Here is an 11,989-nt window from a genome sequence, read left to right as displayed (position 1 = left end):
GTCGGGGAACCCGCCCAAATATTCATCACCCTACTTTTTTTGTGACTGTATCTAATTGAAACTACAGCAGATTGCAGATCAATGAGGTACAGAATCAAAATTGAAACCTAGACACATTCGCCAGTTTTACTCCTGAACGGCAGTTGACGGCAGTTGCTACAAGTCGGGGAACCCGCCCAACGCACTGCCTCCTCCTGTACGGGCGAACGGCCGTTCGCCCCTCCTGACTCCTGACTCCTGACTCCTGAATTCTGCTGTGAATTAAACAGCAGCTAATTCTGGAGTCGGACGCTTACTGTTACGGATATTGGTAATCGCCTCAGCATAATCAGGAGCGTTGAAAACAGCCGAACCCGCTACAATAGCATTAGCTCCTGCTTCCAAAACTTGCCAAGTATTATTAGCCTTGAGTCCCCCGTCAACTTCAATCCAAGGATCTAAACCTCGTTCATCGCACATTTGACGCAACTTGCGGATTTTAGGAACTACGCTAGGAATGAAACTTTGACCACCGAAACCGGGGTTAACGCTCATAATTAGCACTAAATCGCACAATTCTAGGACATATTCAATTAACTCTAAAGGTGTACCCGGATTGAGTACAACTCCAGCTTTCTTACCAAGTTCTCTGATTTGTCCCAGGGTGCGGTGCAGGTGAGGGGAAGCGTTGTGTTCTGCGTGTACGGAAATAATATCAGCACCAGCCTTAGCAAAACCTTCTACATACTTTTCTGGTTCCACAATCATCAAGTGGACATCCAGAGGTTTGGTTGTAACTGGACGAATCGCCTCCACAATCAGGGGACCTATCGTAATATTAGGGACAAAACGACCATCCATTACATCAACGTGAATCCAATCTGCTCCGGCTTTGTCTACGGCGCGAATGTCGTCACCTAACCGACTAAAATCGGCTGATAGGATAGATGGAGCGATAACTATAGGCTTTTGAGATGAGTTTTGGTTCATGGCTGGTGGGTTTTTAAGCGTCCTTGTCTGTAAGCATTGTAACAAAATATGGACTTTTTGCTAATTGGTAATTGCCAATTACTAATTGGGGAACAAGTGACAACTGACTACTTATGAACAAAAAACAAACTTGGGTAATTTGGGGATTGGGTGTTTCCTGTTTGAGTTTGCCGGTCTTGGCTGCTATCAAATTTGGTAGTTCTTTGGGAATTAATGGTATTGATGCCCTGAAACTACATCAATCTCCCTACAATTTAGCTGGTCGAAAAATTGCCATTGGTCAAGTTGAAATTGGGCGGCCAGGAATGTTTGGCTGGGATAAAGCGGTATCTAAAAACCGGGCTTTAACTCCAGTGGCTGTGTTTTTACGTAATACACCAGCTAAGTCAAATAGCGGTGTTGACCCCCACGCTTACAATGTTGCTGCTGTGATGGTGAGTAAGGATAAAGCCTGGCCGGGAGTGGCTCCAGAAGCGCGATTATATTCTTCTGCTGTCGGTTCTACCAAAAATATGGGTCAACCAGAAGAGTGTTTATCAGCGCAACATATAGCACTACAAAACGGTGGGGATGTTCGCGCTATTAACTTCAGTTTTGGCGAACCTCTCAACCGTGACCCCAGACCAGAAGCTATTTTGGATGGTAAAGCTTTACTCACTTTATGTATTGACTGGTCTAGCCGTGTTCATGATGTCCTGTATGCGATCGCAGGCAATCAAGGCAAAGGCGGGATTCCCATTCCTACAGATAATTTTAACGGAGTCAACGTCGCTTTTTCATCCCGGAGAGATGGAATTTTCAATAAAGTAGATGTTTCTAATCTGGCGGGTAATAACCCAGAACTTGCTAGTCGTCTAGTAGGGAAGGAGTTTAATATTGATGGACGCACGGCTATAGGTTTGGTTGCACCTGGTAGTAATATTCCTTTACTTAATCCTGATGGCAAGTTGAATAAATCTACAGGTACAAGTTTTGCAGCGCCTCACGTTACAGCTACTGTGGCTTTATTACAGGAATTTGCTGACCGCCAGTTACGAACTAAACAACCTCATTGGAGCATTAATTCCCGGCATCATCAAGTCATGAAGGCTGTATTAATGAATTCCGCAGACAAAATCCAAGATAACGGTGATGGTTTGCGCTTAGGAATGACCCGGACATTGATTGATAAACAAAATCAAGATTGGTTAGCTTCCGATGCTAACAAAGATCCCAAAATTCCTTTAGATGCTCAAATGGGAGCAGGACATTTAAATGCTTTTCGCGCTTATCAACAGTTTAGCTCTGGTCAATGGCAATCTTCAGAATCTATCCCCGCCATTGGTTGGAATTATAGCACAATTAATGCTAATTCGTCTAAAGAATATGCGTTAGCAAAACCTTTAAAACAGAATAGTTTTGTCGCTATTACCTTAAATTGGGATCGATTAGTTGAATTAGAAGATAAAAATAATAATCAACAGTATGATATCGATGAAAATTTTCAAGATAGGGGATTAAATAACCTTGATCTCTATTTAGTAAAAGCTGATGCAAAAAATTCAGACTCTGGGAATATTTGTTCATCAATTAGCGAAATTGATAGTACAGAACATATTTTTTGCCCAGTTCCTGCTACTGGGAATTATAAAATTCGGGTGCAGTTTCGGCAACAAGTAAATGAAGCCAGTCAACCCTATGCTTTAGCTTGGTGGACTGTACCCGCAAATTGATACAGCAGCTTTGATCTGCATTATTTGTTGTCTGAAATGGCTCTAGCTTGCGTGGCGTTAGCCATACGCCTCCCGTAAGGGATACAGGATTGACAGGATTTAAGGATTTGCAGGATGAAGATAGTACTTACGCATTGTACAAATCAATCATGATATGCCTTCACCAAAATACCTTATTTCAGGCTGCAACTAATTCTATTTTTGCCGATAAATCAACCGTGGGGTAGGGGTTTAGCATTGCTAAACCCCTACGGTAAATGTGGCTTTTGCAGCAATACATAGTTAATATTTTTTGTGAATGCGTAAGTCCTAGAAGATTAGAAATGTATTACCTTTTTCCCAATTTCCCGTTATACCAAAAACGTCTAATATCTGGACTTTACAGTATTAGATAAATTCAGAGCAAAAACTTGAACAAAGACTCTGCGTACTTTGCGTTTACCTCAGCGAGTCTTTGCGTTTAAAAATCATCTCTAAAAGGACTATTCTTCATAAAAGTCATATCTGTGAATGAAAAATTCATCACAACAATATATAATACCAGTAAGATTACGGTTCTATCTATAAATAAAATTCATTACGATTATAACTATATCTAAACCTGTCTGTATTAGAAATGGTAGGGGTTTAGCAATGCTAAACCCTACAATCCATGATGCAACAGGAAATCACACTCTGTTATCAGGTAAACAGCGAAAAACTATGTTAAACAACTCTTTAATCAATCAAACCACTACAGTTGTCTTTATTGATTCCTCCGTTTCCGACTACCAAACCCTACAGATAGGAGTTGTGGAAGGAGTAAAATCATTTATCCTTTCCCCAAATCGAGACGGGATTGAGGAAATTACCGAATTTTTACAACAACATCGCCAAATTATCACAGTACATATCGTTTCCCACGGTTCTCCGGGATGTTTGTATTTAGGGAATAGTCAACTGAATTTAGACAGCATCAGTAAATATGCTGGTTTATTGCAGCGTTGGCAAAGCCAGAGTATTTTACTCTATGGTTGTAACGTCGCTGCGGGGGATGCTGGAGAAGAATTTATTAGAAAATTACATGAGATTACTAACGCAACCATTAGCGCAACCGCAACAAAAACCGGAAATGTAGCTTTAGGGGGAAATTGGGAATTAGAAGTTAATATTCCCGTTACAAATCAAATCTTACCTCTCCCTAACCCTCTCCTACAAGGAGAGGGAACAGGAACAGATGTGATGATAACAAAGAGTTTCAATATTCCCCATTCCCTTGTAGGGAAGGGGGTTAGGGGGTTAGGTTCTGTTTTTCGTGCAGACACCCTCAACACCTATCAAGGAGTATTTGCACCTACGTTAGTTGGAGTGTGGGATCGTTTAAGTGGTGCCAGTGATGTGACGGTCGTGGGTAACTATGCCTACGCGGTGGGGGATACGCTGGAGATTATTGATATTAGCAACCCCAACAACCCAGTTTTTAAGGGTAATTATGATATTTCTTCTGGAAGGAGTGTACAAGTAGTAGGCAACTACGCTTATGTTGCTGATTATTATTCAGGACTGCAAATCATCGACATTAGCAACCCGACTAACCCCATCCTCAAGGGCAGTTATGATACTTCTGGTGTTGCTTTGGATGTACAAGTAGTAGGCAACTACGCTTATGTTGCTGATTATTATTCAGGACTGCAAATCATCGACATTAGCAACCCGACTAACCCCATCCTCAAAGGTAATTATAACACCAGTGGCTCTGCTTATGGTGTACAAATAGTAAGCAACTACGCTTATGTGGCTGATAATTATTCAGGACTGCAAATCATCGACATCAGCAATCCCACTAACCCCATCCTCAAGGGCAGCTATGATACTAGTGGGGGTGCTACAGGTGTACAAATAGTAGGCAACTACGCTTATGTGGCTGATGATGTTTCAGGACTGCAAATCATCGACATCAGCAATCCCACTAACCCCATCCTCAAAGGCAATTATAACACTAGTGGCTATGCTAGAGATGTACAAATAGTAGGCAACTACGCTTATGTTGCTGACGGGGATAAAGGACTGCAAATCATCGACATCAGCAATCCCACTAACCCCATCCTCAAGGGTAGTTATGATACTAATGATGACTATGCTTGGGATGTACAAATAGTAGGCAACTACGCTTACGTGGCTGATTATTCAGGACTGCAAATCATCGACATCAGCAATCCCACTAACCCCATCCTCAAGGGTAGTTATGATACTAATGATGACTATGCTTGGGATGTACAAATAGTAGGCAACTACGCTTATGTTGCTGACGGGGATAAAGGACTGGAAATTATCGACATCAGCAATCCCATAAACCCCATCTTCAAGGGCGGTTATGATACTAGCGGCTTTGCTTTTGGTGTAGAAATAGTAGGCAACTACGCTTATGTTGCTGACGGGGATAAAGGACTGGAAATTATCGACATCAGCAATCCCATAAACCCCATCTTCAAGGGCGGTTATGATACTAGCGGCTTTGCTTTTGGTGTAGAAATAGTAGGCAACTACGCTTATGTTGCTGATGGTAATTCAGGACTGCAAATTATCGACATCAGCAATCCCATAAAGCCCATCTTCAAGGGCAGTTATGATACTAGTGGCGATGCTAATGGTGTACAAGTAGTAGGCAACTACGCTTATGTTGCTGATTTTTATTCAGGACTGCAAATCATCGATATTAGCAATCCCACAAACCCCATCCTCAAGGGCAGTTATGATACTTCTGGCTATGCTAGGGATGTACAAATAGTAGGCAACTACGCTTATGTTGCTGATGATGTTTCAGGATTGCAAATCATCGACATCAGCAATCCTACAAACCCCGTCCTCAAGGGCAATTATGATACTAGTGACTATGCTAGGGATGTACAAGTGGTAGGCAACTACGCTTATGTTGCTGATGGTATTGGTGGTTTAAAGATTATTGATGTCAGTGAATTTACTGCTAACAACACCATCACAGGTACAGCAGCTAACGAAAACTTCACCACCACACCCCAACAAGACATCATAGACGCTCAAGGTGGCAACGACACCATTACCAGCACCTTTGCCAACCTACAACAAAATGACACCCTCAAAGGCAGTACAGGCACAGATACCCTGATAATTACCGGGGGAACTACAGCCGATATCATTTCCATTGATACCAATAACACCACCAATCAATTAAACATCCCCGGTACAACCATCACCGGCTTTGAACGCTTTGATTTAAGCAGCTTTGCAGGTACAGTCAGCTTTTCCGGTACTGCTGCAAACGATTGGATTAAAGGTGGTGCAGGAGATGATGATTTAGGTGGTGGAAGTGGTAATGATTACCTGAACGGAGGAACAGGTGCAGATTTATTAGTTGGTGGTATTGGCAATGACACTTATGTGGTAGATAATGCTGGAGATGTCATCGCCGAAGTTTTAAATCAAGGTATTGATACTGTTGAATCTTCTATCGCTTGGACATTAAAAGCCAACTTAGAAAAGTTAACCTTAACCGGCACAGCAGCGATTAATGGTATTGGTAACACTTTAAATAATACCCTCACAGGCAACAGTGCTAATAACGTCTTCAATGGTGGTACGGGTGCAGATACCATGATTGGTGGTTTGGGTAATGACACCTACTATGTGGATAATATCGGAGACATCATCACTGAAGCTGCTAATGCTGGAACTGAGACTGTGTTGAGTACTGTAACTTACACCTTAGCCAATAACGTAGAAAACCTGACTTTACAAGGTACTGCTGCGATTAATGCTACTGGTAACGCGCTGAATAATAGAATCACAGGTAATGCCGCAGCTAATACTCTAACAGGTGGTGCTGGTGCTGATACCATGATTGGTGGTGCTGGTAACGATTCTTACTATGTTGATCATGTCGGAGACATCGTTACCGAAGCTGCTAATGCTGGAACTGATAATGTTTTCAGCACTGTAACCTACACTTTAGCTAATAATGTAGAAAATCTGACTTTACAAGGTACTGCTGCGATTAATGCTACTGGGAATACTCTCAATAATATGCTCATAGGTAATGCCGCAGCTAATACTCTAACAGGTGGTGCAGGTGCAGATACTCTGACGGGTGGTGTTGGTAACGATAAACTCTATTTGGGTTTAAATGATGGTGCTGTGGATATCGTTAAGTATGCTTTGAATGATGGTGCAGATACTATTTATCAGTTTGTGCGTGGTGTTGGTGGTGATAAAATCCAATTTACAGGCATTGCTAATTTTGATGTGGTGACATCAGGTAGTAATACTATTTTACGGATTGGTGATGGTACAATTGGTAATTCGGGTTTTGGCACTGGTCAGTTATTAGCTACTTTATCAGGTACATCTGGCTTTAATAGTGCGAGCGTGAATGTCAACCTGTTTGGTGGTAATTTCTTGTTTAGTTAATTGGTAAAAACAAGAATAACAAGATCCCCGACTTCTTTAAGAAGTCGGGGATCTAAATAGTTACGCTTTCGCTAACCCACCCTACGGTTGACCTGACGCAAAGAGAGAAGGAAGTATATTGACATGGAGTTTTCAATGTGTTATAGTGAACTTGATAAGGAAGAACTATTTTATAATTAATTAATTAGCAACAATAAAATCCCCGACTTCTTCACGAAATCGGGGATATGAATTTTGTTGATAGAATTTTCATCCTGCAAATCCTTAAATCCTGTCAATCCTGTATCCCTGACGGGAGGCGTAAGCCATTTCAGACAGATGTATTGGGCGTTTTTTAGTTGTTACCAAAACTGTAACCAGCAACTGTTTATCTGCCGGCAAATGCGATAGTGAACATCTGACATATTATGAACGTCTAACTTGATAGACAGATGAAACCACAAATGAGGTAGCAGATGACCGGGCAGAAGTTTAAAGATGTGCAAGAAAATTTCTTACAAAGACGTTACGGTGTTAGTCTAGGTAGACGCTACGTTTTAGCCGCAGCCAGCGTTGTGCTGTTGGGTGTATTGGGTTGTTCCCAAGTTGATACTGCTAACAATTTAATTACTAAATCTCGTCTACCTAGTTCCGAGCCTAAATTATCACACGAAAACACTCAACAATAGTTTTCTCCGGCTTGAATTTTGAATTTTTAATTGCTTAAGGTAAAGTTGCTTCCGAAACACTGAGAGAATTTGGAGCTTGAGTTTGGGTAGATGCTTCTGATGTCATGGGTGCAACTATTTCCCCTGAAGAGGAATCTTCTGTATCGATACCAATCACTGGCGGACGGATTCATCCTGCAAATCCTTAAATCCTGTCAATCCTGTATCCCTGACGGGAGGCGTAAGCCATTTCAGACAGATGTATTGGGCGTTTTTTAGTTGTTACCAAAACTGTAACCAGCAACTGTTTATCTGCCGGCAAATGCGATAGTGAACATCTGACATATTATGAACGTCTAACTTGATAGACAGATGAAACCACAAATGAGGTAGCAGATGACCGGGCAGAAGTTTAAAGATGTGCAAGAAAATTTCTTACAAAGACGTTACGGTGTTAGTCTAGGTAGACGCTACGTTTTAGCCGCAGCCAGCGTTGTGCTGTTGGGTGTATTGGGTTGTTCCCAAGTTGATACTGCTAACAATTTAATTACTAAATCTCGTCTACCTAGTTCCGAGCCTAAATTATCACACGAAAACACTCAACAATAGTTTTCTCCGGCTTGAATTTTGAATTTTTAATTGCTTAAGGTAAAGTTGCTTCCGAAACACTGAGAGAATTTGGAGCTTGAGTTTGGGTAGATGCTTCTGATGTCATGGGTGCAACTATTTCCCCTGAAGAGGAATCTTCTGTATCGATACCAATCACTGGCGGACGGATGGCGCTAATAACTGTCTTAATGACGACAGCACAAGGAACCGCCACAATTACGCCCAAAAGTCCGCCAATTCTCGCACCTGTCAACACCGAAATTAGTATCCAAACAGGATTTAAACCTGTAAAACTCCCTAAAATGCGGGGTGCAATGATATTTTCGAGAATTTGCTGTACGATAACTGCGGCTAATAAGACTTTTGTACCCATCCCAAAATCTTGTAAAGAAACCAACAAAGTTGTCAGGGCGATACCCACAGAACCGCCAAAAGGAACAAGAGCCATCAGGCCAATAGTCAAGCCAAATAATAGCCCAAATGGTACCTTCAGCCACAAAAATGTGGGAATGAGAGCAGTGGCCATACAGGTAGATAAAATTAATTGGGTGATAAAGAAGTTTTGAAAGCTCAGGCGTACTGTTCTAGAAAAAGGATCACGAAATTTAGAAGGTAGCCATTCAACTAAGCTTTGCCAGAGTTCTCCGCCGTGCTGTAATAGATAGAAAGTCAAAACCATTGTCAGCAGGAAGTCTAACAAGCTGGTAAAGGTGACTACAGCCAGATTTAAAACTTGTCCGGCGATGGCTTGCAATTGACCCTTGACGCGATCGTTAATTTGGACGACGATCGCATCAAGGTTAATCGGTAAGCCCATGCTTTCGGCTTTTTCGTTGAGAATCATTAACTGCGATCGCCCCGAGTCAATCAATTCTGGTAAGCGGGCTACCAGTTGTTGGGCTTGGGTAAGTGCTAGAGGAAAGAGGGTGACACCCAGCGCTAATAAAATGGATAAAGCTAATAAAAATACTAAGATAGCAACTTGTTCTCGTCTAGCACCGTGGCGTTCCATCCAACTCACGGGGTAGTTGAGCAGAAATGCTAGAACTGAGGCTCCGACTAAAATGACTATCAAAGAATGGAAATAATTGAAAATTGCCGATATAGCCCAACCATTGAGAAATAATAGCGGAGTGAATAGCGCGATCGCCCCGATTCGCGCTATTGGTGTAAGTGTTTGCCACCAGTCGAGTAGCTTGCGTGTCTGCATTTTCAGCTGATTGCGGGATAGAACTAAATTGAATTCTTCTTTACAAACTATTATCTCTAACTATATGAATATGATTCATTTCTCTAGTTTATCTAGAGAATACAGAAATTCGGGAGTGCTACTTCGTGGAAGTTCCCCGTACAGCATTTTCTGGGATCTGGGACAATCTAACGTTATGGTAACGAACTCAAACAAGAGGTTAAAACCAAAACCCCAAGGCATTCTCAACTGCTTCTTTAAGCTTAGACTAAGCAATATGGACAATCTACCACCAATTGAAAATTACTCAAATTCTGAAGACACCGCCACTTCTAAAAGGCTGCTGTTTTTATATTTGATTCCAATTCTCGGCTTTTTTCCCTCTCTATGGACGCTCTATCGTCGCCAGGGTAGCAGGGAACAACTGACAGTGAGCCGCCTGTCCATTACTTTAAGTTTTACATGGATGTTAGGGTACTTATTTTTAACGACTGGGGCAGCAACTTCAGATTTTTTTACACTGAGGTTGTTAATCCTTAACAGCTTTTTCACATCTGGTTACTTTTTGGTAAGTATTTGGTTAATTTTTCGTCTCATCCAAGGAAAGTCTTACAGATTACCAGGATTTAGCAATTTGGCCGAGCGAATGCTACGTAAGTACTAAATTTTGATTAGTGAGAAGCTTGTGATTATTTTTACTCATGATACACGACTTTACAGTTAATTTGCCACCCGCTTTGGGCAAATGTGGTTTATTATTGCCATACTTCAATAAACATCTCCGGATTAGCAACAAATATCCAGAAAGACCGCTATAGGTCTTGTAGTTTCTATCCTCGCAAAAAAATCAACATTGTGAATTCAGAGTTAGCTATTATGGTTTGATTTGTCCACATATTATATAGAGTCTGCACATTTAGGGTATTTTATTCAGTCAGCGTGAGGAAGTTTGTGACTAGTCAAAGAACATCAGCAGAAAATAATAAATCAGCGAAAACCAAATCCAGAGGCAAAAACTTTCGTAAGTCAAAATCTGGGCGTTGGCTATGGTTTGCGGTGGGGATGAGCGGGATTGCAATGGTATCAGGAATGGCGGGGGCATTGTTAGCAGTTTCTTGGGACAGTACGCCTTTGCAGCAAGCCCAGTTGAGTGCAAAGGAGGCGGCAGTATTTGATGGCGATCGCATTTCTGGTAATGGATTCCAATTTTCTCAATTAACTCGTCCTGTGAATATCTTAGTTATGGGTATGAGTGTACTGCCTCCAGATGTGCAGAACCCCCCATCTGATAGCAAAGGACTCAGGTATTTACCCCAAATCAATTCCTTTGACGGTCTTGCTGATGTCATGCTGTTGATCAAATTTGATCCAGAGACAAAAAAAATCGTCATGCTTTCTATTCCCAGGGATACCCGTACAGAAATAGAAGGGTATGGAGTGAAAAAAATTAACGCCGCTAATGTGGATGGTGGTCCTGCTTTAACTGCTAAAACTGCAAGTAATCTCCTGGGTGGAGTAGGGATTGATCGTTATGTCCGCATTAATGTTTTGGGAGTTGGTAAGCTGATTGATGCGTTGGGTGGGGTGAGTGTCTATGTTCCCAAAGATATGAAATATCAGGATGATTCTCAGCATTTATATATTAATTTAAAGGCAGGTAAACAGCATCTCCAAGGCGATCAAGCATTACAATTACTTCGTTTTCGTCATGATGAACTGGGCGATATTGGCCGGATTCAGCGTCAGCAAATAGTATTGCGTGCTTTAATTGAACAGAGTCTCAACCCGACAACACTCACCCAATTACCCCAAATTCTTAATACTGTCAAAGAGCATATTGATACAAATTTAACTGTTGAGGAACTGGTGGCGTTAGTCGGCTTTGGAGCGCGAACCAATCGCTCTAATATGCAAATGTTAATGCTGCCTGGTCGTTTTAGCGAGAATGGTGAGTATGACGCTAGTTATTGGTTACCAAATAAAAATGCTATTACCAAAGTAATGACTAAAAACTTTGGTTTAGAATCGGCATCACTCGAATCACAAACCACTGAGCTTGCTAGTTTGCGTGTAGCAATTCAGGATAGTACTGGTGGCGAGCGCTCTCAGATTCGTCCTTTAATCCGAGCCTTGGAAAAAGCTGGATATCGCAATATATTCATTTCTAAACCCTGGGGTGAACCGTTAGAAACGACTCATATTGTCGCCCAACAAGGAGACAGTGATAGCGCTGAATCAATTCGTAACACCTTGGGATTTGGAGAAGTGCGGGTAGAAAGCACCGGTAATATCGGTTCAGATATTAGTATTCAAATCGGTAAAGATTGGTTGCAGAACAAAGGTCTTTTTGAAACTGGTAATAGGTAATTCATGACTAATAGCTAATGGGAATCAACCCAACTAAACCAATTATCTATAACAACAAAAAGGCGTGAGGAAAA

9 protein-coding genes are annotated in these 11,989 nt (G+C 41.6%); 6 read left to right on the top strand and 3 right to left on the bottom strand.

The genetic code is table 11. The features are described from left to right. Positions 1-261 precede the first annotated feature (261 nt). Entirely contained in the window at positions 262-969 is a 708-nt protein-coding gene (gene rpe, locus A9Y75_RS01390) for a ribulose-phosphate 3-epimerase (RefSeq protein WP_071187535.1), read from the bottom strand. A 113-nt stretch (positions 970-1,082) separates the two neighbouring features. On the opposite strand from rpe, the gene A9Y75_RS01385 reads away from it, so the two are divergent. The 3 genes from A9Y75_RS01385 (at position 1,083) to A9Y75_RS01375 (ending at position 7,771) form a co-directional block, all read left to right on the top strand. Continuing rightward, complete coding sequence (locus tag A9Y75_RS01385; RefSeq protein ID WP_071187533.1) at positions 1,083-2,681, top strand: S8 family serine peptidase; 1,599 nt, start codon at positions 1,083-1,085, stop codon at positions 2,679-2,681. A 633-nt stretch (positions 2,682-3,314) separates the two neighbouring features. Next, positions 3,315-7,103, top strand: a complete 3,789-nt coding sequence (locus A9Y75_RS01380; RefSeq protein ID WP_071187530.1) for a DUF4347 domain-containing protein — start codon at positions 3,315-3,317, stop codon at positions 7,101-7,103. A gap of 455 nt (positions 7,104-7,558) precedes the next feature. After that, on the top strand, positions 7,559-7,771 hold the full coding sequence (locus A9Y75_RS01375; protein WP_071187529.1) for a hypothetical protein: 213 nt from the start codon (positions 7,559-7,561) through the stop codon (positions 7,769-7,771). Positions 7,772-7,805: 34 nt separating this feature from the next. Here the strand turns inward: A9Y75_RS01375 and A9Y75_RS30010 are convergent, their stop codons facing one another. Next, positions 7,806-7,928, bottom strand: coding sequence for a hypothetical protein (locus A9Y75_RS30010; RefSeq protein ID WP_269086257.1), 123 nt, complete (start codon positions 7,926-7,928; stop codon positions 7,806-7,808). A gap of 218 nt (positions 7,929-8,146) precedes the next feature. Between A9Y75_RS30010 and A9Y75_RS01370 the strand changes: the two genes are divergently transcribed. Continuing rightward, positions 8,147-8,359: a hypothetical protein gene (locus tag A9Y75_RS01370; RefSeq protein WP_071187529.1), complete on the top strand. Its 213-nt coding sequence runs from the start codon at positions 8,147-8,149 to the stop codon at positions 8,357-8,359. A 34-nt stretch (positions 8,360-8,393) separates the two neighbouring features. Here A9Y75_RS01370 and A9Y75_RS01365 read toward each other — a convergent pair whose 3' ends face one another. After that, positions 8,394-9,569, bottom strand: a complete 1,176-nt coding sequence (locus A9Y75_RS01365) for an AI-2E family transporter (protein WP_071187527.1) — start codon at positions 9,567-9,569, stop codon at positions 8,394-8,396. Positions 9,570-9,825: 256 nt separating this feature from the next. Between A9Y75_RS01365 and A9Y75_RS01360 the strand changes: the two genes are divergently transcribed. Both A9Y75_RS01360 and A9Y75_RS01355 read left to right on the top strand, forming a co-directional pair. Further along, positions 9,826-10,212 (top strand): hypothetical protein, encoded by a 387-nt coding sequence (locus A9Y75_RS01360; RefSeq protein WP_071187525.1) that lies wholly within the window; start codon positions 9,826-9,828, stop codon positions 10,210-10,212. Positions 10,213-10,499: 287 nt separating this feature from the next. Next, positions 10,500-11,915 (top strand): LCP family protein, encoded by a 1,416-nt coding sequence (locus A9Y75_RS01355; RefSeq protein WP_071187523.1) that lies wholly within the window; start codon positions 10,500-10,502, stop codon positions 11,913-11,915. Positions 11,916-11,989: the final 74 nt, after the last annotated feature.

Source organism: Trichormus sp. NMC-1 (genome assembly GCF_001858025.1).
Lineage (GTDB): Bacteria > Cyanobacteriota > Cyanobacteriia > Cyanobacteriales > Nostocaceae > Anabaena.
This window is presented reverse-complemented; position numbering and strand designations above follow the sequence as displayed.

What these genes read in the sequence shown, in the direction of transcription:
- A9Y75_RS01380 (WP_071187530.1), top strand. Translation starts at nt 3,315, where the DNA reads ATGCTAAACCCTACAATCCATGATGCAACAGGAAATCACACTCTGTTA.
- rpe (WP_071187535.1), bottom strand. Translation starts at nt 969, where the DNA reads ATGAACCAAAACTCATCTCAAAAGCCTATAGTTATCGCTCCATCTATC.
- A9Y75_RS01370 (WP_071187529.1), top strand. Translation starts at nt 8,147, where the DNA reads ATGACCGGGCAGAAGTTTAAAGATGTGCAAGAAAATTTCTTACAAAGA.
- A9Y75_RS01360 (WP_071187525.1), top strand. Translation starts at nt 9,826, where the DNA reads ATGGACAATCTACCACCAATTGAAAATTACTCAAATTCTGAAGACACC.
- A9Y75_RS01385 (WP_071187533.1), top strand. Translation starts at nt 1,083, where the DNA reads ATGAACAAAAAACAAACTTGGGTAATTTGGGGATTGGGTGTTTCCTGT.
- A9Y75_RS01375 (WP_071187529.1), top strand. Translation starts at nt 7,559, where the DNA reads ATGACCGGGCAGAAGTTTAAAGATGTGCAAGAAAATTTCTTACAAAGA.
- A9Y75_RS01365 (WP_071187527.1), bottom strand. Translation starts at nt 9,569, where the DNA reads ATGCAGACACGCAAGCTACTCGACTGGTGGCAAACACTTACACCAATA.